We start from the raw sequence: 17,761 nt of genomic DNA, 5'->3' as shown, positions 1-17,761 counted from the left end.
CCCTCGCTCTCGCCGTCCTCGCGTTCTGGATCCTCGAACTCGCCCTTGGGGGCACCAATGTCCGCTGACACGCCCGTTACTGGGCCGTTCCGTATCTCCGTCGAGGCCATCCCGACCGGCGTCACCCTCGACATCTCGCAGTTCGTCGAGGCTCTCGTCCTCGACCTCGTCACCGAGCACGCCGACGCCCTCGCCGAGATCCTCGACGAGCAGGCCGAGCCCCGCCCGCACGACGGGCACCGGGCCGAGACGCTCCTTGTTGAGCGGCTGGTCGACGAACTCGCCACGAAACTCCCGGTGTACGGCGGGCAGTGCATGGCGCTGGCCGATCGGATCCGGGCGGTTGCCGGCCCCAAGGCCGTGCCGCAGCAGCGCACCGCCGAGGGTGGTGCCGCCGCATGAACGCCCGATCCAAGATTCTCGATCACCCGGGCGTGCTGGCCACGGCCGATGGCGAGATTGCTGCTCTGCTCGACGAGCACCGTGCCGAGGTGCTGCGCGAGGCCAAGCGCGAAGTCGTCGCGTGGCTGACCAAGAAGGCCCGAGAGTACCGGTCGACCAAAAGCCATCAGCACCGGTTGCAGGCGGACGCCATCGAGACGATGGCGTCCAAGGTCGACCGAGGCGCGGTCCGGCTGTTCCTCGACGCCGCCGGGAAGGACACCCGCGAGGGCGAGTCCACCCGCGACGCCGAGACCTGCGGCAGGTGCAGCCGCCCGTTCGACCCGACCGACATGCGATTCGACGGGCGGGCCCGGTACCGCGACACGCGGTTCTGTCGAGGCTGCGTCGACATCTGCCATGAGTCCACGGACCCGTTCCACCGGTGCCTGGTGTGCGCGGCCCTCGCGCCCGGGGGCGGTGACGACCGTGGCTGACACCTTCGGCGACCACCACCGCCGCCGCACCGACGACGGCCGCGCCACCTCGCGCCGCGAGGCTCTCGACACCGCCACCTACGACCACGCGCCCGCGGCGGCCGGATGCTTCATGGCTCTCGCGCTGCTCGTGGCCACCATCGCCGCCACTTTGGGGGTGCTGCTCGGATGACAATCACCACCGCGCAGGCCGGGGCCTCGGCCCCGGCCGCCGGTCGGCGGGTCACCCCCACCGGCCGCCTCATCCTCCCCGCCGACGCCGACCGCGAGGTATGGCTCACCGCCCGTCGGCAGGGCCTCGGATCCTCCGACCTCGCCGCCATCCTCGGTATCAGCCGCTACGGCAACGCGCTCTCCGTCTGGCACGACAAGACGGGCGGCCTGCCGTTGGAAGGCGACGACTCCGAGCCCGCTCTTTGGGGCCGGCTGAATGAGGAGACCGTTGCCCGCGAGTGGGCGCGCCGTAACCGGTCCGTCGTCCGCCGCGTCGGTCTCGTCGCCAACGTCGAGCGCCCGTGGCAGATGTGCACCCTCGACCGGCGCGTACTGAAATGCCCCCTCGCCGACGCCGCCGAGCGCTGTGCCGTCGAGATCAAGTGCCGCGACAAGATGAAGGCTTCACAGTGGCGGCGCGGGTGCCCGGACGACGTCCTCGCACAGACCCTGTGGCAGGCCGACACGTGCGGCTACGACCACATGCACGTCGGGTGCCTCATCGGCGGCAACGACTATCGACAGTTCGTCGTCCGCGTAGCCGACCACACGCAGCTCATCGCGGACCTGCGTGCCACCGGCGAGCGGGCATGGCAGCAGATCACCGAGCGCCGGCCGCCGGTCCTGCCGCACGACGCCGACCCTGACGTACTCCTCGACCTCTACGAGCAACTGCACCCCGAGCGCGACGGCGCGCCCGTCGTCCTCGACCGCGACGGCGACACACAGGACGCCCTCGCCGACTACCTCGACGCAGGCAACGACGAGACCGAGGCCAAGCACCGGAAGGCCATCGCCAAGGCGCAGCTCATCGCCGCCCTCGGCAACGCCACCGAGGCGACCGTCTTTGACCGCCGCTTCTACAGCTACGACGAGCAGGCCCGCGAGCACTGCGACACCGCGCGCCTCGCCGAGCGCTGGCCGGACGCCTACGCCGAGTGCGTCGAGGACCGCGTCAGCCGCCGCCTGAACATCCCCCGCGTGATCCGTGAGGAGCACAACGCATGAGCACGACCATTCAGGAGCGCGCCGCGGCTGCGGCCGGCCGCGCCGACACCACCGCCGCGAGCCCGGCCGTCGAGGCGGAGCAGACGACGGAGTACCGCCCGGCACCGGACCCGATGGCCGACTACGAGCCCGGCGAGCAAGACCCCGAGATGGTGCCCGTTCACCTTGCGTGGCTCCGCGTTCGTCGCGAAGTCCGGGCCATCGCTAAGGGCGAGCAGTACAACGGCGGCGGCACCCGCTTCAACTTCCGTGGCGTCGACACCGTGGTCAACACCTTCGGGCCGGTCACTCTGCGGCACGGCGTCAGCGTCCTGCCGGTGAACGTCGAGGCGTCGTACCGCGACACCACCACCAGCAAGGGCAACAAGATGCGGGAGTGCACCGCCCGCGTCACGTGGCTGATCGTCGGCCCGGTCGGTGACACCCTCACCCTCCAAACGCAGGGCGAGGCGCTGGACTCCGCCGACAAGGGCACCGCCAAGGCTCAGAGCGTCGCTCTCCGCGTGCTGCTCCTCACCAGCGGCCTCACGCCCACGCACGACAAGGATCCTGACGCCTCGCTCATCGAGCGCGGCAACGACGCCCCGGCCCGGTCCGCGGAGTCCTACCGTGACGAGATTCTGGAGAAGGGCACCAGCCCCGCCCGGCTTAAGCAGATCAACTACGAGTTGACGAACCTGCGAATGCTGGCCCGGAAGGTACAGAACGAGACCGGCGAGTGGGAGACGCTCGACGCCCTCGGGGGCCGCATCTACGGCGAACGCGTAGGCGGTGGCGCGTGAGTTGGCACACGAGCCGCATGGCCGGCTTCGACATCGAGAGCACCGGGCCCGACCCGCTCACCGCCCGCATCGTCACCGCCTGCGTCGTCCAGTGCGGCGGCAGCCAGCCGGTGCAGTCCGCCACCTGGCTCACTGATGTGGACGGCGAGGACATCCCCGCCGAGGCCGCCGCAATCCATGGCGTCTCGACCGAGCGGGCCCGCGCCGAGGGCGTCGACCTGCGAGAGGCAGTCGACGAGATCATCGGCGCCCTCTCGCAGGTGGCTCTGTCCGACGGCATCCCCGTCGTCGCGATGAACGCCCGCTATGACCTCACGCTCCTCGACCGTGAGGCCCGCCGGTACGGCATGACGCCCCTCACCGACCGCCTCGGCGGAGACCTGCGGGTCATCGACCCGTTCGTCATCGACAAGCAGGTCGACCGCTACCGCCGCGGCAAGCGCACCCTCACCGCCCTGTGTGAGCACTACGAGGTACCCCTCGACGGCGCGCACCAGGCGGACGCCGACGCTCTCGCCGCCTGCCGTGTCGCGTGGCGGCAGGGCACCCGGTACGAGCGGCTGGCGGGCATGACGCTCGACGCACTGCACGCCGCACAGATCGCATGGGCAGCCGAGCAGGCCGCATCACTTCAGGAGCACTTCCGTAAGAAGGACCCCGGCGCGGTCGTCGAGGGCGCATGGCCGGTCATCCCGCACCAGGCGGGCGGTGAGCAGCAGTGATCACCGCACTCCTCGGCGGCCTCGCAGGGTTCGCGTTCATCGTCCTCCTCGCCCTGCCCCGCTACATCGGCGCCCGCCGCCTCGCCGCGGTCCGTACCGCCCGCTTCTACACCGTCCCGGCCGGCACTCGGTGGCTGGCCTGCCACACCACTACGTGCGCCCACACACAGACGGTGCACGTGCCGGCCGGTGACGGGCTCTGGCGCTGCACCACCGAGCGGTGCGGCCACCTCACCAAGGGGGACAACAAGTGACCACCTTGTTCGACGCCGTCCCGGCCGCCACCACGGCGGCCAGGCCCCAGCCCCGCATCATCGGCCTCGACCTCTCCCTCACGAGCACCGGCGTGGCCCTTCCCGACGGCACCACCTACCGCATCAAGACCCGGTCCGCCGACGCGGACCACCGGCTGATCATGATCCGCGACAACCTGCGCCGGGCGCTGGCCACACACGGGCCGGTGCGCCTCGCCGTAATCGAGGATCTCCCGACGCACGCGAAAGGCGCCGGCATCACCGGCATGGTTCACGGCATTGCGCGGTGCGAACTCGCGGACGCCGGCGTCCCGTACGCCTACGTCGTCCCGGCGACCCTCAAGAGCTACGCATGCGACAACGGCAGCGCCGACAAACGGGAGATGGCCGCAGCCGCATACCTCGCGGCTGGCATCGAATTCCCCGGCGACCTCACCCCCGCGGGCAAGGGCGGGGACATGTGCGATGCCTGGTGGCTCCGAGCCGCCGGACACGACTGGTGGGGCGCCCCACTCTTCGACCTTCCCGCCGGGCAGCGCACCCGCCTCACCAAGGCCAAGTGGCCCGTCGGGATCACGAGGTTGACCCGGTGACTGGGCGGCCGCTCGCCATCACCGGCGCCCTCTACGTCGACATGGGCCAGCAGGCGCGCGGCGGCGACCGGTGGATCCGCCCGCCCCGCGCCCGCTACGAGTGCCTGCTCTGCCGCACCACCGAGGGCCCCGTCACCGGCACCGCCGACGTCGCGCAGTTCGTCGGCACCATCCGCTCCACCCACCACACCGAATGCACCGCCAACTACCAAGGAGCACGAGCCGCATGACCACCATCAAGTTCGACACCAAGGTCATCGCCGACGTCGAGGCCGCCATCCGCCCCCACGCCCGTGACCTCTTCAACAACCTCGGCCATCACGTCATGGCCATCGTCGAACTCACCTCCGTTGAGCGCACCGAGCAGGGCCCCGACGAGGAGAAGCCCGACGCCGTCAAGGTCCGCATCGTCGACATCGAGGTTGCCGGCGACGAATTCACTGACGAGAAGCTGCGGCAGCAGGCACAGACGATGTATCGCCAGCGGACCGCGAGCGGCACTCTCGACGAGGTGGCCTGATGACCGGGCGCGCGGCAGCAGACGGCACCACCCGGTGCCCCGCCTGCCGCGCGCCCATCCTCCGGCAACTCGTCGGCCAACGAGCCGCATTGAACGTCACCGCGGACCTGCGCCCCCTCACCCCCGCAGAGCAGGCCGCCGCCCGCACACCCCACCGCCTCATCTGGTGCCTCGTCGCCGGCCCCCACACCCCGGCCCGGCTCCGCTGGATCGACCCGACCCACCCCGCGCGCTGCCCCCACAAGCACGTCGCAGAACACGCCTGCACCGGCCGCCCCGCGGTCGCCCCCGAGCAGCCCGCCACCCTCTTTTGAGCCGAGGAGCCCGCCCGTGACCAACGTCCGCCAACTCCAGCCGCACGACCAGGCGGACCCGCACGGCCAGGAACACATCGACGCCGAGCGGACCGTGCTCGGTGGCTGCATGCACCAGCCCCGAGAGATCCCCATCGTGCGCGGCATCATCAGTCGCGCTGACTTCTCGCAGCCCGCTCATGAACTCGTCTGGGACGCACTCACCCACCTCTACGACAAGGGCGATCCCACCAGCCCCCTCGCCGTGTCCATCGAGCTGGAAAAGCGCGGAGAGATCAAGCGCGCCGGCGGCAGCCCCTACATCAGCCACCTCGCCAACTACGGCGGAGAACCCGGCTACTACGCCGAGAAGGTCCGCGAGCGCTCCGACCTGCGTGCCGAGGCCGACCTTGGCCGCCGCATCGTCCAGTACGCCACCGCCCCCGACGCAGTCCCCGGCGGGACAACGACGTTCATCGACGACTACCTCAAGCGGCAGGCCGAGCGCGCCGCCGGCCGCTCGGGGGATCCCGCGGACGCCCTCATCGCCGAGCTTCTCGACGCGGCCAGCCTCGACGACATGCCGACCCTCGAACCGCTGGTCGGCGATCTGCTGCACCTCGACTCCCTCGCCCGCGTCGTCGGCCCGTCCGGGCACATGAAGTCATTCATGGTCATCGACTTCGCCGGGCACGTCGGCACCGGCATGAAGTGGCACGGCCACTACGTCCGGCAAGGCACCGTCGTCTACCTCGTCGCCGAGGGCGCCCGCGGCATCCGCAAGCGCGTCCGCGCGTGGGAGAAGCACTACGGCCTCAAGATGGACAACGTCTTTTTCCTGCCGCGCCCGGTACAGGCCATGTCGCCCGAATGGGACACCCTCATCGAGGCCATGCACCGCCTCTCGCCGGCCCTCATCGTCATCGACACGCAGGCCCGCGTGTCCGTGGGCGTCGAGGAGAACAGCGCCAAGGAACTCGGCCTCGTCGTCGACCGCATGGAACAGCTCAGGGCGGCCACCGAGGCGTGCGTCCTCGTCATCCACCACACCGGCCATGTCGGCGAGCACGGCCGCGGATCGAGCAGCGCCAAGGGCGCCCTACAGAGCGAACTGCACGTGTCCAAGAAGGGCGACGACGCCCGCAACACCATCGTCACCATGAAGATCGGCAAACAGAAGGACGACGAGCAAGGCGGCGATCTTCAGTTCGGTCTCCGCGTCGTCACCATCGACGGCGAGACGAAAGCGGACGGCCGGCCCGTTACCTCCGTGGTCCTCGAATCCCTCGACAACCGGCCTAAGCCCCTCGCGCCCGGCACCCCGGAATGGCTCGTCGCGGCCCTCGCCGAGGCTCGCATTGACCTCGCGTGGGGAGCGCCCCGCGTCAGCAAGTGGTGCGCGGAGAAGGGCATCCAGATGCGCAAGGACAAGATCGAAGAGGCGGTCAGGATCCGCAAGCGCAAGGGGTCATTTGACGAGGCTCTTGATGCCCGAAATGGCCTCCCCCCGAACCTCCCCCGCGATCTTGAAAGCCCACCTCCCCCCAAAAACGGGGGGACCCCGGGGGAGGTGGACCAAACCCGCAGGTCAGACATCCCCCCAAACGCCGGGGGAGGTACGGGGGATGCCCCAAAACCACCTCCCTCCCCCCGCTCCCCCTCTAGGGAGGGGGGAGGTGTGGGGGAGGACGACCAAGAGACCACCCCCGAGACCCCCCAATGCGACATCTGCAAGACCCCCCTCACCGGCTACCGCCTCGACCGCGGATACACCACCCACCTCGCATGCGACCCCCACACCGGCAGCCACCCCAACGCCCCCACCGCCAACCACCCGGACACCGAGGAGCAGTGACCATGAGCCCGATCAACCTCCCCACGTTCCTCGACCGCGGCACCGCCGGCTGCGCCACCGCGGATCCTGAGCTGTTCTATGGCACGGCCACCGAGCAGGCGCAGGCCAAGGCCACCTGCCTCGGCTGCCCCCTGCGCGCCGACTGCCTCGCCGATGCCCTCGACCGCGGCGAGCGGTTCGGGGTGTGGGGCGGCCTCACGACCAAGGAGCGCAGCAGGCTCGCCCGCGGTGACGGCCGGTGGGTTGACGACGAGGGGCGTGTCCGGCTGGCCTGCGGCACCTTGCCCGCCTTGCAGGCGCACCGTGCGTACGGCGAGACCTGCGAGGCGTGCACCGCGGCGCAGGACGCCCGGATCGAGGCGGACCGTCGCCGCCGTCTGCGCAAGGAGCACGCCAAGGGCGGGACGGTGAACGGGTATCTCATCCATCGCCTGCTCGGTGAGGACGCGTGCCCGGCGTGCCTTGGGGCACAGGCCCGGCGGTCGGCGGAGCAGCGGGAGCAGCGCGCGGCACGAAAGGCCGCCGATCGGGCTGCCGAGGTGGTGCCGCTGGCGCCCCGCCGCCCGGCCCGCGTCCGCCGCATGCAGGCAGCGTCATGATGGCCGCCCTCATCGCTGCTGCCCTCGTCGTCGGCTACGTCCTCGGCCGGCTGCGCCCGTGGGACCGACTCGATACGTGGCTCTGGCGCCGGCTGGCCTTCGGCGGCCGGTGGACCCGCACCCGCCGCGGGCATCTCACCGTGCTCGTCGTGCACGCCCTCGTACGTCCCGCCGCCACCGTCTATCTCTGGCGACACCGCAACGACCCGGCGCCCGCCCGCAGCGCAGCCGTGCACGTCGCCGACATCACCACCGAGGAGACCGACCGTGACCAATGACCCCGCCCGCCGCCTTGAACGGGCCGTCGTCGCCCTAGCCACGCAGGTGGGACGCCTCGCCGACGCCATGCCGACGCCCACCGACGACGCCCCGACGACGGGCAGCGACGCCCCCTGTGCCGACGCTCCTACCGCCGAGGCGCAGCCGGGCCCCGACTACGAGTTCCGTGACGCGATCGGCGTGCTCGTGTCTCGCGCCGCCCGCGGTGTCCTCACCGCCGACGAGGGCCCGCTACTCCGGCAGCACGTCGAGCATCTGCTCAGCGACCGCGACCGCCTCGCCGCCATGGTCGAGGCACTGAGGTAGACGTCATGCAGCGCGCCGCCCTCATGACCCGACCCGGGTAGGGGCCCGACTAGCCAGACGCCCCGTCGCCACCACGACGGGGCGTCACGTCTACTCGGCGGGTGGAACGGGTACGGCAACCGGCTCATCGTGGCCATTCCAAGCGACCCAGATTTCACCAGGCAACGGGCTGCCGAAGGACGCAGCCATCACCAGTTCGATGGCCTGCCCCGGAGGGACAGTTGCATTCTCCGGAACGTTCAATGCCGAGGCCGGTATTCTCTCAGGGTCAATACGGACCCCAGTCGCCATCGCAGCGCCAACGTTCCGCAATGCGAAGACATGCTTAGAGCGTCGCTCGACGACCCATTCCACCTCATCGGTGCGCTCGGGTGGAGGCATTGCGTCACCCCCCTTGAGTCTTCGCCCCTTGAATTTGCCTTCGGCACGCTGCCTCGGCTCACGTTCGGCAAGCTGCGTCATCACACTCAGCAGGGCCGTCTCAACCGCGATGGCGCGCCTCTCTGCTGCCTCCGCTTGGCGATGGGTCGCCTCGGCAGCCTCTTTCGCCGCATTGGATTGCGTGCGGCCTTGGATGAAGGCGGTAACGGAGAAGAAGAGCGACAGTAGAACACCAACCCACGCCGCAATATCCCCGTATTGGACTCCAGCGAGGTTTGTCACGGCCCACCTCACGACCATTCATCAGAGCCACCACCGCGCCACTCGATCAGCTGCGGATCGTCGATGGAGATGACGTTCTCGTCGAGGCCGGCACGGCGCAGGAATTCGACGACGTCCCGCGGCCCGTAGGCAAGGCCGAGGATCTCGCCATCGACCGTCACCCGCCGGCCGCCGGACGGGGAGGGCGGGTGCACGACAACGGGCGGGTTACCAGGCATCGGCGCGTCAGGTGATTGGGACCGTCGCGGGCCCCGTGCACCCGTCCCACGTGACCCTGAGTTCGGTCGGTGTCGGCTCTTGCTCAAGCTTGAACCAGATGCGGAACTCCACCGAATGACGTGCGGGTACGGATGCGCCCTGGGGCCGGTCCGGGCTGATGTCGTGTTCGACCCCAACCCTCGCGACCGTGACCCCGGTAGCCAACTCGGTGCCCGTATTGCGCAACTCGCACGTCGTGTCGTTCACCCGTCGCGCTTCCCAATCGACGCTCATGCATCCAGCGTGCGGGCGGCACGGCGACGATGCACGTCAACGGCCGTCGGACGGGTGTCGGCGCTATCCGTCGTCACGCCTCGACGACGCCCGCCCGCGACCCCGCGCGATCTGCCCGACCGCCTCGCCGGTGATCCCGCCCATGCGCCGGCCAAGCGCGGTGTACGTCTCCCCGCGATCGTCGTGCGCCTCGTTCACCGCCTGCTGTCGCGCGTCTGCCACCTGCCGGTGCAGCGCCGGCCACTCCCGCAGCAGCTCAGAGCACACCGCGGCCCGCTCGATCGGGTCCTCGATCTGCTCGACGGCGCGCAGCGCAGCGCGCACCTGCTCGACCTCACCGGCCAACTCGTCTCCCCCATCCGGGAATTCGACACTCCCCTTGGATCACACAAGGGGTATTCTTGAGCTAGTCCAAGGGGTACCCTTTGGCCGTCCCGACGGGTCGACGACGACCCGTCGCCCCCTCAACGACAACGACCCCCGCCCGGTGCGCGAACACCAAACAGGGGTCTGACCAGGAGAGGTGAAGTCTCCATGGCTGACGCAAAGCGTAGCCGCACCACACCCCGCAGGCGCCTACTGCGCCGAATCACCCGCCGCACCCCCACCCCGCGGACCGCGCCCGCGCCCCGCATCCCCTGGTGGGCAACGCTGTTCACCGATGCCGGCCGGCCCATCGTCGCCATCCTCGTCATGGTCATGTGCGCCCCCGGTGAGCACCACCTCGGCGTACTCGCCGGATGGGACACCCGCCTCGCATGGGGCATGGCGTCAGTCCTCGCCGCCTACGCCGGTATCGCTGCGGTCGTAGCGTCCCGCCGCCCGGCTGGCGCGCCCGGTAAGACCTCGGCCGTCGTCGGGGCGTGGCTCGCCCTCGGCGCCGCCATGGCCGCGCAGCCCGTATCGCACCTGTTCGTGACCGGCCATTGGTCGGCGACACCGCACGCCCCGGCGTGGCTGGTCATCACCGTGTCGTGCGTGCCGCCGCTCGTGCTCGGTCACCTGCTGCACCTCGCCGCAACGCCCGTCGTCACCCCGTCGGCCAGCGTCGACACCCCGTCCAGTGCCCCCGTCGTCGAGCGCGTCGAGGTGCCCGAGCCGGTGCCCGCGGCGCCGCCGATGCCGGAGCAGGCCCCCGCGCCGCAGCTTCCGGCCGCCGAGCCCGAGCCGGAGCAGGCCCCGGCGATCATCTACCGCGACCCGCGGTGCGCAGCCATCCGCCCCCTGTACGACGACGGGGCCCGGCCCGGCACCGCCGCCATGCGGGACGCCCTCATCGCCGCCGGGCACGGACGCGTGGGCGACTCGACGATCCGGGGCCAACTGCGCCGCGAGGTCGAGGAGCATGAGCCGCACCTCGCCGACCTGCCGCCCGCGCTGCACGCGACGCGGACCGCGTGATGCCCGCCGTCGCCGCGCTCGTGTTCTTTGTGATCGCCGCGCTCGCCGCGCTGCTCGCCCTCGCCCTGGTCGACATCCGCACCGTCCCGCCCGTGAGCGGCACGTGCGCCCTCGTCCTCACCCTCGCCGCGCTCGTCGTGGCCGTCCTCCGATAGGACCCCTCATGCCGTACATGGCCATCAATCTCGGCGGTGTCGCGCTCGGCGTCGGCATCGTCCTCGCGTTCCTGCTCCGCTGGTTCTTCAAGGAGAAGCGGAGATGGGGGGCGCTCGTCCCGTTCGTGCTGTCGCTCCTCTACGGCATGCTCGCCGCGCTCGCCGCCCTCGGCGCCTGGTCCCTGCTCGGCGTCACGACTTGGGTAGCGCTGTGGGCGGGGAACCTCGCCGGCTACGTCGGTCTCGTGTGGGGCGTCGGTGGCACAGCGCCGGACGTGACCAGGGCGCACCCCATCGCCCTCACCCCCGGCGGGTACGCGATCGTGTTCCTGCTGACGATCGCCTTGGTCGCGCTGCTGAAGTGGGGCCCGCAACAGTCCAAGACCAAACTTCTCTGGGGCGCTCTCGCCGGCGTCCTCATGGCGCTCTCTGGCAGCGTCGCAGGCGTGGCAGCCATCCCGCTCGGTAGTGGCGTGAACCTCGCGGGCAGCGTGTTCACCGGGGCGTTCGGATGAGCGCGACGCAGGCCGACGAGACGGCCGAGCCGGGGGAGTCGGGGGAGCCCGCTGTCATGAGTGAGCGCACGGCGCGCCTGATTCTCTCGGGCGTCGGGGGGCTGGCGATGTGGGGGGTCGTGGCCGCGCTGCCTGAGACGGCGTACGTCGTCATCGGTGTGGGCGGCTGCCTGGGATGGCAGCGCGTTCAGGCGTGGCGGGCCGAGCGCGGTTCAAAGGGCACGGAGGGCGAGGATGCCGAGCCGGTCGCCGTGCTCGCCGAGGTGTGGAAGGCCGTCGGCGACGACAACGGCGTACTCCTCACTGGCCTCACTGCTCCGCTCCGTGTGCCCGCCACCAAGGCCGTTCGGGCGCTGCTCGCCGAGCACGACATCCCCGTACGTGAGGGCGTGCGCACCCGCGCCGGGAACGGGCCGGGCGTTAAGCGGGAGGATCTGCCACCCCTCCCCTCCCCTATCGGAGAGGGGCCGAGGGGTGTTGTTGCCGCAGGTGAGGACGCCAACGCCAACGCCAACAACGCAATAACGGTGACCCCGATCGGGCTCGGTGGCTACACCGTCAACGAGGGCGCGGAACCTGCGCGGTGGCACAGCGTCTGACCACTGCCTGCCCGCCCCGGACGATTCTGGCCGGGGGCGGGCAGGAAGCCGGGAAGCCCGGCGGCAGCACGCCGAAATGAGGATGATGGGCACATGAGTCAAGAGCCCGAGGCCCGCCCCGACATTCAAGAGGCGATGGACAAGTTGCGCGCTCTGCGAGCGACCATCGAAAGCGTTGGAAAGGCCGCCCGCGACGGGATCAGGGCATTTGATCGGTTCCAGATCGCAGATCACCCCGACCTCAATGACCTGAACCACTCGATGGACAACCTGTACGGGAACGGTTTCGACTGACCGCCTGCCACACTGACCGAGGCCCCACCGCGCACCCCCGAGGCGGTGGGGCTTCTCTGTGCGCATTCGCCCGCCGTACCGTGCCGCCATCACACACACCGTGTGCGCGCCCATGCTGGTGGCGCTGCAACCCCACGAGGCCCCGCCCGGAACAGCGCCCGGCGCGGGGCCTCGGTGCGACTTACGGCACCCAAGATCCCGCCTCGCCCGAAATCCGTACCCTCCCACCAGGGAGGCGAGCGGACATGGCGACACGGCAAAACCAGGACATCGCGACACTGCGCGAACATCAAGTGCTGCTGATGCACACCCGCCGCCGCATGCCGTTCCGTGAGATCGCCGCCGAACTCGACATCGACGTCAAGACGGCCTACGAGGCGTGGAAACGCGGCATGCGCAAGTACGCCGAGGCCGCCGCCGCCGAGCGGGACATCGAGATCGGCAAGCAACTCGCCACCCTTGAGGCACTGCTCGACGGCCTCATGCCGAAAGCGACGGCCGGCGATGCTCGCTCGGGCGAGGTCATCATCAAGGCCCTCGACCGGCATGCCCGCCTGCTCGGCCTCGACGCGCCCGTCAAGGTTGACGCCAAGCTCACCGACGCCCTCACCGCGGAAGTCGAGGCCCTCGCCGACGAGATCGCCGAGAGGGCCCGGTGACCGGCCTTACCGCCGAGCAGCGCGCACGGTTGGACCGCATGAGCCCGGCCGCGCTCCGCGCACTGCGGGACCGCCTCGCCGCCCGCCTGTGGCAAGACCGGTGGGAGTCATGGACGCCGTACCCGTGGCAGGTCGCCCCGGACGACATCGAGACGCACGGCATGTGGCTACAGCTCGGCGGGCGCGGCACCGGCAAAACAGACGGGGCCGCGCGGTACGTCGTCGAGCACGTCAACGGCCCGGCGTGCGACGACCGCGTCCCCGGCGGCCACCGGCTCAGCATCATTGCCCCGACGCAGGGTGACGCCGTCGAGTCCGCCGTCAACGGCCCATCCGGGCTCCGTGCCCATGACCCGCGCGTCGTTGTCCGTACGACCGTCGGCGGCACTCACGTGCGGTGGCCGAGCGGGGCCGAGGCCAAGCTGTTCGGGGCGCACTCCCCCGACGACATCGAGCGGCTGCGCTCCGGCGGTAACCGGTGCCTCGTCTGGCTTGAGGAAGCTGCGGCCATGCGCCGCCTCGGCGACGCCCTCACGCACTCCGCGATGGGTCTGCGCCTCGGGCCCCGGCCGCACTACATCGCCAGCACCACCCCGAAACCGCGCCGCGAGATACGGGACCTGATCGCCCGCGACGACGTCACCGTCACCCGCGGCCGGACCCGCGACGCGATCCACCTGCCCGCCCTCATGCGTTCCAAGCTCATCGCGCAGTACGCAGGCACCCGCCTCGAACGGCAGGAACTCGACGGCGAACTCATCACCGACATCGAGGGCGCCCTGTGGTCTTGGGGCCTGCTCGACACCACCCGCGTGGGCGCCTGCCCGGACACCGCCCGCCTGGTCGTCGCCATCGACCCCGCCGCCACCTCACACGATGAGTCCGACGAGATGGGCATCATCGTCGCCGGCCTCTCCCAGCAATACGTACCGGACCTCAACGGCACCATGCGGCAGCACGGCTACGTACTCGATGACCTGTCCGGCCGCATGCCCCCGATCGAGGCCGCCCGCAGAGCGGTGCAGGCGTACCACGCTCACCGTGCTGACGCGATCGTCGCCGAGGTCAACAACGGCGGCGAGTGGATCGGCGAGGTCATCCGGCAGGTAGACCCCACCGTCAACTACCGCACGGTGCACGCCAGCCGCGGCAAGGTAACCCGCGCCGAACCCATCGCCGCCCTGTTCGAGCAGCGCGCCGCGCACGTCGTCAACAGCCTGCCCACCGTCGAGGAACAGCTAGCGACATGGGTACCGGGCGACGCCTCCCCGGACCGTCTCGACGCCCTCGTCTGGGCCCTCACAGATCTCATGCTCGCCCCCGCGGGCAACCTCGCCGCGGTCGCATAGGAGGCCACCAGTGGGACGTATCCGAGCCGTCATCGACGCGGCCATCGGCCGGCGCGCGGCCGGTGGCCTCGACACCATCCGGGACCGCCGGCCCATCACCGTCGCCAGCATCGGCGGGCAGCAGTCCCTCACCCTCGACCTCGACGCCGAGGCCCGCGGCTACGCCCATTCCGCGGTGGCGTACCGGTGCGTGGCGGCCATCGCTGACAACGGGTCGTCGGTGCCGCTGGTGGTGCGCCGGCCGGACGGCGAGGCGATCGAGGGTCACCCCATCGCCCATCTCTTCAACAAGCGGCCGAACCGCCGGATGTCGGCGCGGGTGTTCAAGAGCATCCTCTTGCAGCAGGGGGAATTGGCCGGGCAGTCGTTCGTCTGGCTCGACCGCGGAGAGACCGGGCTCGGCCCGATCGCCGAGGCGCACCCGGTGTACGACGACGTGCAGGTTGTGGTGAACAAGCCGATCGCTGCGCGGCCGACGACGGCGGACATCATCGGTTTCGTCATCAACCGGTCCGACGGCACCCGCGTCCCCGTGCTGCCCGAGGAGATGCTCTGGCTCCGCTACCCGCACCCGTTCGATCCGCTCGGCTGCCTCGCCCCGTGGAAGGCCGCGCGGCACGCCGTCGATATGGATGCCTACGCCCGCGAGTGGCAGCGCAGTTCGTACGCGAACGGTGCCACGCCGTCCGGCGTCCTCTACGTCGGTGACCAGACAGAGAAGCAATTCGCCGCCACCCGCGCATCGTGGCGCAGCAGCATGCAGGGGCCGGAGAACGCCGGCAAGACCCTGCTCGTCGCGTCGCCGCCGGGCGGGCAGGGCAAGGGGATTGAGTACGCGCGGGTCGGTCTCACCGCCGAGGAGATGGACTACCTCGAATCCCGCATGGCCAACGCCGATGAAGTAGCCATGGCGTTCGGCGTGCGGCGGGACGTCCTCACCGGCGGCAGCACCTACGAGAACCAGACTGCCGCGGTGGCTGCCCTGTGGGCACAGACGATCAAGCCGAAGCTCGAAATCATCGGCTCGGAGATTGACCGCGTCCTACTGCCGAGCGATACGGAAGAGGCAGAGTTCGATCTCTCCGGCGTCGAGGCGCTGCAAGAGGCACAGGACAGCAAAGCGAACCGCGCCCGCGCCTCGATGTACGCCGACATCACCACCGTTGACGAGGCCCGCGCCGTCCTCGGCTACGACGCCCTGCCCGGCGGAATCGGCGAGCACACCCTCACCCCGTACCGCAGCCAATTCGCCCCTGTTCAGGGCGCAGCCGGGACGGACGACGCCCGATCGTGGGACGCGGATTTCTCCCGCCTGCCCGGCCCGGACGTCGGGCAGGTCGTCGCGCGGGCCGTCGAGGACACCCTTGCCCGTCTGCTCGCCCCGACGCAGGTGGACGCCCGCCCGACGCCCCGCCGCCTTGAGCTGACGCGCGCCGACGACGACCCGTCGTCACCGTCCCTCGACGACATCAACGCCGCGTACGACGCGTTGGAGTCCGCCGGCCGGGCGGTGGTGCGGGCCCTCGCCAAGGAGCAGGGGGCGCGCGTGCTCCGGGACTTTGACCGGCTGATGAAGAAGCCGCAGCGCTCCGCCGACTGGCTCATCGAGGTACGCAAGCAGGCATGCGCCCTCGCCCGCGAGGACACCGTCCGCCTCACCCCGCCCGACCCCGGCACGACGCCCGCGGACCGCATGACCGCGCTCGACGTCGCCGCCGGCCCCGAGGGGTGGGAGCAGCGCATCAAGGTCCGGGACCTGTTCGACGGCGGGTATTGGCGGCGCCGGACGGCCGAGGTGCTGCGCCCGTTCGTCGAGCGGGCATGGCGCCGCGGCGGCGCCACGATCACCGGCTCGTTCGACCTCGACGAGCCGGCCGTCACCGAGGCCCTCGATGAGCGGCTCGGCGTGCTGGCCGGCCACGTCACCGCGACGACGGAACAGGTACTGCGGTCGATGCTGCTCGCGCACGGGGTGGCCGAGGGTGAGTCGGTGCCTGAGCTGCGGGCCCGCATTCAACGGGTGTTCGCTGACCTTTCCGACTACCGGGCAACGATGATCGCCCGTACCGAGTCGGTCGGCGGGTACTCGGCCGCCTCGCACATGGCCGCCCTCGATGCCGGGGCCGTCCGCAAGACGTGGCTCTCGACGGACGACATCCGAACGCGGGCGACGCACCGCGCGGCACAGGGATCGTCGGTCGCACTGAACAAGCGGTTCCCGCTCACCGAGTCGCGATGGCCTGCCGACCCGGCCGCGCCCGCATCCCAATCGATCCAGTGCCGGTGTGCACTCACCTACGAGTTCGAGGAGGACTGACGTGGCAACCCTGCTGCGCGGCGAGGTCCGCGCCATCCTGCAACCCGCAGGAACGGCACAGTACCGGGGCGCCTACTGCCCGCCCGGTGTGCCGTTCAAGGAGGTGCGCCGCGGGCCGTTCGACGGCAAGGAGGACATCGGCGTACGCCCGGACGCGGACGGCGAGTTGCCCCGTCACATGACGTTCGGTGGCGGCGCGGTCGTCTACGAGTACGACGGCCGGGACGGGCAGGGCCGGGCGGTGTACCGGTACGCGCCGCGTCTGTCCCCCTCGCACCGGTCCGTCATGGACGGCGTTGCCGAGGTCTACGCCGAGCACAAGATCAAGGGAGGCCAGTGATGGCAGAGATCGAATTCCGGTCTGTCGAGGACATTGAGCTACGCGTAGCCGAGGGTGACGACGGCACGTTCGAGGGGCTGGCCTGCCGGTACAGCGTCGTCGATTCCTACGGCACGACGTTCCACCCGCGAGCGTTCCGTAAGGGCCTCAAGGGCGCGTACGCAATGCTGTTCATGCATTCCCCTATGCAGCCGGTCGGGACGTTCACCGCCGACGAGCGGGATGACGGCCTCTACATCTCCGGCCGGTACGACGACACCGCAGCCGGCCGAGACGCCCGCACGATGGCCCGGTCCGGCTCGGCGCCGGAACTGTCCGTGGGCTTCATCCGGACCGACCTGCCCACGTGGGACAAACTCGACGAGATGGGCGACGACGAGCGCCGGGACGCGCTCGACAACATCCGCGGCGCCCGCCTCGTCGAGGTCTCGCAGATCACGGCGCGCATGGCTGCGGTGCCCGGCAGCAAACTGAAGACGGTGCGATCGGCGCTCGGCGCGCTGTACGAGGACATCCAGGCTCCGGCACCGCCGTCCCTCGATGAGCAGGCCGCAGCCGAGCAGCAGCGGCAGGACACCCCGGCCGCGCGGCTGGCCGAGCGCCGCCGCCGGGCCGCGCTGCTGCGGCTGGCCGGGGTGTCGTGACGGTGTGGAGCTTCGTCAGCCGAGCAGCGGC

The 17,761-nt window shown here is 70.6% G+C and carries 29 protein-coding genes; 25 read left to right on the top strand and 4 right to left on the bottom strand.

Translation table 11 applies throughout. The features are described from left to right. Nucleotides 1–57 precede the first annotated feature (57 nt). Genes QOM21_RS24045 through QOM21_RS23975 form a run of 15 tightly spaced genes read left to right on the top strand, consistent with a single transcriptional unit; the run spans nucleotide 58 to nucleotide 8,302 of the window. Entirely contained in the window at nucleotides 58–402 is a 345-nt protein-coding gene (locus tag QOM21_RS24045) for a hypothetical protein (RefSeq protein ID WP_407553117.1), read from the top strand. Continuing rightward, nucleotides 399–878, top strand: coding sequence for a hypothetical protein (locus QOM21_RS24040; protein WP_407553116.1), 480 nt, complete (start codon nucleotides 399–401; stop codon nucleotides 876–878). Before QOM21_RS24045 ends, QOM21_RS24040 begins: the two co-directional genes overlap by 4 nt. Then, nucleotides 871–1,050 carry a hypothetical protein gene (locus QOM21_RS24035; protein WP_407553115.1) on the top strand — a complete coding sequence of 60 codons (180 nt, stop codon included), beginning with the start codon at nucleotides 871–873 and terminating at the stop codon, nucleotides 1,048–1,050. Before QOM21_RS24040 ends, QOM21_RS24035 begins: the two co-directional genes overlap by 8 nt. Further along, nucleotides 1,047–2,099 (top strand): YqaJ viral recombinase family protein, encoded by a 1,053-nt coding sequence (locus QOM21_RS24030; protein WP_407553114.1) that lies wholly within the window; start codon nucleotides 1,047–1,049, stop codon nucleotides 2,097–2,099. Before QOM21_RS24035 ends, QOM21_RS24030 begins: the two co-directional genes overlap by 4 nt. Beyond that, nucleotides 2,096–2,881, top strand: coding sequence for an ERF family protein (locus QOM21_RS24025; RefSeq protein ID WP_407553113.1), 786 nt, complete (start codon nucleotides 2,096–2,098; stop codon nucleotides 2,879–2,881). Before QOM21_RS24030 ends, QOM21_RS24025 begins: the two co-directional genes overlap by 4 nt. Beyond that, nucleotides 2,878–3,603, top strand: coding sequence for a 3'-5' exonuclease (locus QOM21_RS24020; protein ID WP_407553112.1), 726 nt, complete (start codon nucleotides 2,878–2,880; stop codon nucleotides 3,601–3,603). Before QOM21_RS24025 ends, QOM21_RS24020 begins: the two co-directional genes overlap by 4 nt. Then, on the top strand, nucleotides 3,600–3,857 hold the full coding sequence (locus tag QOM21_RS24015) for a hypothetical protein (protein ID WP_407553111.1): 258 nt from the start codon (nucleotides 3,600–3,602) through the stop codon (nucleotides 3,855–3,857). Before QOM21_RS24020 ends, QOM21_RS24015 begins: the two co-directional genes overlap by 4 nt. After that, entirely contained in the window at nucleotides 3,854–4,450 is a 597-nt protein-coding gene (locus QOM21_RS24010) for a hypothetical protein (protein ID WP_407553110.1), read from the top strand. The genes QOM21_RS24015 and QOM21_RS24010 overlap by 4 nt, the downstream gene beginning before the upstream one ends. After that, complete coding sequence (locus QOM21_RS24005; RefSeq protein ID WP_407553109.1) at nucleotides 4,447–4,680, top strand: hypothetical protein; 234 nt, start codon at nucleotides 4,447–4,449, stop codon at nucleotides 4,678–4,680. Before QOM21_RS24010 ends, QOM21_RS24005 begins: the two co-directional genes overlap by 4 nt. Continuing rightward, nucleotides 4,677–4,970: a hypothetical protein gene (locus tag QOM21_RS24000; protein ID WP_407553108.1), complete on the top strand. Its 294-nt coding sequence runs from the start codon at nucleotides 4,677–4,679 to the stop codon at nucleotides 4,968–4,970. Before QOM21_RS24005 ends, QOM21_RS24000 begins: the two co-directional genes overlap by 4 nt. After that, nucleotides 4,970–5,284 (top strand): hypothetical protein, encoded by a 315-nt coding sequence (locus QOM21_RS23995; RefSeq protein ID WP_407553107.1) that lies wholly within the window; start codon nucleotides 4,970–4,972, stop codon nucleotides 5,282–5,284. The genes QOM21_RS24000 and QOM21_RS23995 overlap by 1 nt, the downstream gene beginning before the upstream one ends. Before the next feature lie 16 nt (nucleotides 5,285–5,300). Next, nucleotides 5,301–7,118 carry an AAA family ATPase gene (locus QOM21_RS23990; RefSeq protein ID WP_407553106.1) on the top strand — a complete coding sequence of 606 codons (1,818 nt, stop codon included), beginning with the start codon at nucleotides 5,301–5,303 and terminating at the stop codon, nucleotides 7,116–7,118. A gap of 2 nt (nucleotides 7,119–7,120) precedes the next feature. Continuing rightward, nucleotides 7,121–7,717: a WhiB family transcriptional regulator gene (locus QOM21_RS23985; protein WP_407553105.1), complete on the top strand. Its 597-nt coding sequence runs from the start codon at nucleotides 7,121–7,123 to the stop codon at nucleotides 7,715–7,717. Beyond that, entirely contained in the window at nucleotides 7,714–7,995 is a 282-nt protein-coding gene (locus QOM21_RS23980) for a hypothetical protein (RefSeq protein WP_407553104.1), read from the top strand. Before QOM21_RS23985 ends, QOM21_RS23980 begins: the two co-directional genes overlap by 4 nt. Beyond that, a complete protein-coding gene (locus tag QOM21_RS23975; protein WP_407553103.1) occupies nucleotides 7,985–8,302 on the top strand; it encodes a hypothetical protein in 318 nt (105 codons plus the stop codon). Before QOM21_RS23980 ends, QOM21_RS23975 begins: the two co-directional genes overlap by 11 nt. Nucleotides 8,303–8,392: 90 nt before the next feature. Here QOM21_RS23975 and QOM21_RS23970 read toward each other — a convergent pair whose 3' ends face one another. The 4 genes from QOM21_RS23970 to QOM21_RS23955 all read right to left on the bottom strand — a co-directional run bounded on the left by QOM21_RS23970 (nucleotide 8,393) and on the right by QOM21_RS23955 (nucleotide 9,802). Continuing rightward, nucleotides 8,393–8,965, bottom strand: a complete 573-nt coding sequence (locus QOM21_RS23970) for a hypothetical protein (protein ID WP_407553102.1) — start codon at nucleotides 8,963–8,965, stop codon at nucleotides 8,393–8,395. 8 nt (nucleotides 8,966–8,973) lie between these two features. Next, nucleotides 8,974–9,183, bottom strand: coding sequence for a hypothetical protein (locus tag QOM21_RS23965; RefSeq protein ID WP_407553101.1), 210 nt, complete (start codon nucleotides 9,181–9,183; stop codon nucleotides 8,974–8,976). A gap of 7 nt (nucleotides 9,184–9,190) precedes the next feature. After that, a complete protein-coding gene (locus QOM21_RS23960; RefSeq protein WP_407553100.1) occupies nucleotides 9,191–9,457 on the bottom strand; it encodes a hypothetical protein in 267 nt (88 codons plus the stop codon). 63 nt (nucleotides 9,458–9,520) lie between these two features. Beyond that, on the bottom strand, nucleotides 9,521–9,802 hold the full coding sequence (locus QOM21_RS23955) for a hypothetical protein (RefSeq protein ID WP_407553099.1): 282 nt from the start codon (nucleotides 9,800–9,802) through the stop codon (nucleotides 9,521–9,523). 189 nt (nucleotides 9,803–9,991) lie between these two features. On the opposite strand from QOM21_RS23955, the gene QOM21_RS23950 reads away from it, so the two are divergent. The 10 genes from QOM21_RS23950 to QOM21_RS23905 all read left to right on the top strand — a co-directional run bounded on the left by QOM21_RS23950 (nucleotide 9,992) and on the right by QOM21_RS23905 (nucleotide 17,730). Continuing rightward, on the top strand, nucleotides 9,992–10,858 hold the full coding sequence (locus tag QOM21_RS23950) for a hypothetical protein (protein WP_407553098.1): 867 nt from the start codon (nucleotides 9,992–9,994) through the stop codon (nucleotides 10,856–10,858). Then, nucleotides 10,858–11,013 carry a hypothetical protein gene (locus QOM21_RS23945; RefSeq protein WP_407553097.1) on the top strand — a complete coding sequence of 52 codons (156 nt, stop codon included), beginning with the start codon at nucleotides 10,858–10,860 and terminating at the stop codon, nucleotides 11,011–11,013. Before QOM21_RS23950 ends, QOM21_RS23945 begins: the two co-directional genes overlap by 1 nt. Nucleotides 11,014–11,021: 8 nt before the next feature. Continuing rightward, complete coding sequence (locus tag QOM21_RS23940; protein WP_407553096.1) at nucleotides 11,022–11,528, top strand: hypothetical protein; 507 nt, start codon at nucleotides 11,022–11,024, stop codon at nucleotides 11,526–11,528. Next, nucleotides 11,525–12,127 (top strand): hypothetical protein, encoded by a 603-nt coding sequence (locus QOM21_RS23935; protein ID WP_407553095.1) that lies wholly within the window; start codon nucleotides 11,525–11,527, stop codon nucleotides 12,125–12,127. The genes QOM21_RS23940 and QOM21_RS23935 overlap by 4 nt, the downstream gene beginning before the upstream one ends. 93 nt (nucleotides 12,128–12,220) lie before the next feature. Further along, entirely contained in the window at nucleotides 12,221–12,421 is a 201-nt protein-coding gene (locus tag QOM21_RS23930) for a hypothetical protein (protein ID WP_407553094.1), read from the top strand. A 245-nt stretch (nucleotides 12,422–12,666) separates the two neighbouring features. Then, a complete protein-coding gene (locus QOM21_RS23925) occupies nucleotides 12,667–13,080 on the top strand; it encodes a hypothetical protein (protein WP_407553093.1) in 414 nt (137 codons plus the stop codon). After that, nucleotides 13,077–14,429, top strand: coding sequence for a terminase large subunit domain-containing protein (locus QOM21_RS23920; RefSeq protein WP_407553091.1), 1,353 nt, complete (start codon nucleotides 13,077–13,079; stop codon nucleotides 14,427–14,429). The genes QOM21_RS23925 and QOM21_RS23920 overlap by 4 nt, the downstream gene beginning before the upstream one ends. A 10-nt stretch (nucleotides 14,430–14,439) precedes the next feature. After that, a complete protein-coding gene (locus QOM21_RS23915) occupies nucleotides 14,440–16,746 on the top strand; it encodes a phage portal protein (protein ID WP_407553089.1) in 2,307 nt (768 codons plus the stop codon). Between the two features lies 1 nt (nucleotide 16,747). Beyond that, nucleotides 16,748–17,086, top strand: a complete 339-nt coding sequence (locus tag QOM21_RS23910) for a hypothetical protein (protein WP_407553087.1) — start codon at nucleotides 16,748–16,750, stop codon at nucleotides 17,084–17,086. Next, nucleotides 17,086–17,730: an HK97 family phage prohead protease gene (locus tag QOM21_RS23905; protein WP_407553085.1), complete on the top strand. Its 645-nt coding sequence runs from the start codon at nucleotides 17,086–17,088 to the stop codon at nucleotides 17,728–17,730. Before QOM21_RS23910 ends, QOM21_RS23905 begins: the two co-directional genes overlap by 1 nt. The last annotated feature ends 31 nt before the right edge of the window (nucleotides 17,731–17,761 follow it).

It is taken from the genome of Streptomyces sp. Pv4-95 (assembly GCF_045782725.1).
Taxonomy (GTDB): domain Bacteria; phylum Actinomycetota; class Actinomycetes; order Streptomycetales; family Streptomycetaceae; genus Streptomyces.
The sequence above is the reverse complement of the archived record's forward strand: the minus strand, read 5'-3'. Positions and strand labels throughout refer to the sequence as shown.

What these genes read in the sequence shown, in the direction of transcription:
- QOM21_RS24045 (WP_407553117.1), top strand. Translation starts at nt 58, where the DNA reads ATGTCCGCTGACACGCCCGTTACTGGGCCGTTCCGTATCTCCGTCGAG.
- QOM21_RS24040 (WP_407553116.1), top strand. Translation starts at nt 399, where the DNA reads ATGAACGCCCGATCCAAGATTCTCGATCACCCGGGCGTGCTGGCCACG.
- QOM21_RS24030 (WP_407553114.1), top strand. Translation starts at nt 1,047, where the DNA reads ATGACAATCACCACCGCGCAGGCCGGGGCCTCGGCCCCGGCCGCCGGT.
- QOM21_RS24025 (WP_407553113.1), top strand. Translation starts at nt 2,096, where the DNA reads ATGAGCACGACCATTCAGGAGCGCGCCGCGGCTGCGGCCGGCCGCGCC.
- QOM21_RS24000 (WP_407553108.1), top strand. Translation starts at nt 4,677, where the DNA reads ATGACCACCATCAAGTTCGACACCAAGGTCATCGCCGACGTCGAGGCC.
- QOM21_RS23995 (WP_407553107.1), top strand. Translation starts at nt 4,970, where the DNA reads ATGACCGGGCGCGCGGCAGCAGACGGCACCACCCGGTGCCCCGCCTGC.
- QOM21_RS23985 (WP_407553105.1), top strand. Translation starts at nt 7,121, where the DNA reads ATGAGCCCGATCAACCTCCCCACGTTCCTCGACCGCGGCACCGCCGGC.
- QOM21_RS23980 (WP_407553104.1), top strand. Translation starts at nt 7,714, where the DNA reads ATGATGGCCGCCCTCATCGCTGCTGCCCTCGTCGTCGGCTACGTCCTC.
- QOM21_RS23965 (WP_407553101.1), bottom strand. Translation starts at nt 9,183, where the DNA reads ATGCCTGGTAACCCGCCCGTTGTCGTGCACCCGCCCTCCCCGTCCGGC.
- QOM21_RS23960 (WP_407553100.1), bottom strand. Translation starts at nt 9,457, where the DNA reads ATGAGCGTCGATTGGGAAGCGCGACGGGTGAACGACACGACGTGCGAG.
- QOM21_RS23950 (WP_407553098.1), top strand. Translation starts at nt 9,992, where the DNA reads ATGGCTGACGCAAAGCGTAGCCGCACCACACCCCGCAGGCGCCTACTG.
- QOM21_RS23945 (WP_407553097.1), top strand. Translation starts at nt 10,858, where the DNA reads ATGCCCGCCGTCGCCGCGCTCGTGTTCTTTGTGATCGCCGCGCTCGCC.
- QOM21_RS23940 (WP_407553096.1), top strand. Translation starts at nt 11,022, where the DNA reads ATGCCGTACATGGCCATCAATCTCGGCGGTGTCGCGCTCGGCGTCGGC.
- QOM21_RS23935 (WP_407553095.1), top strand. Translation starts at nt 11,525, where the DNA reads ATGAGCGCGACGCAGGCCGACGAGACGGCCGAGCCGGGGGAGTCGGGG.
- QOM21_RS23930 (WP_407553094.1), top strand. Translation starts at nt 12,221, where the DNA reads ATGAGTCAAGAGCCCGAGGCCCGCCCCGACATTCAAGAGGCGATGGAC.
- QOM21_RS23925 (WP_407553093.1), top strand. Translation starts at nt 12,667, where the DNA reads ATGGCGACACGGCAAAACCAGGACATCGCGACACTGCGCGAACATCAA.
- QOM21_RS23905 (WP_407553085.1), top strand. Translation starts at nt 17,086, where the DNA reads ATGGCAGAGATCGAATTCCGGTCTGTCGAGGACATTGAGCTACGCGTA.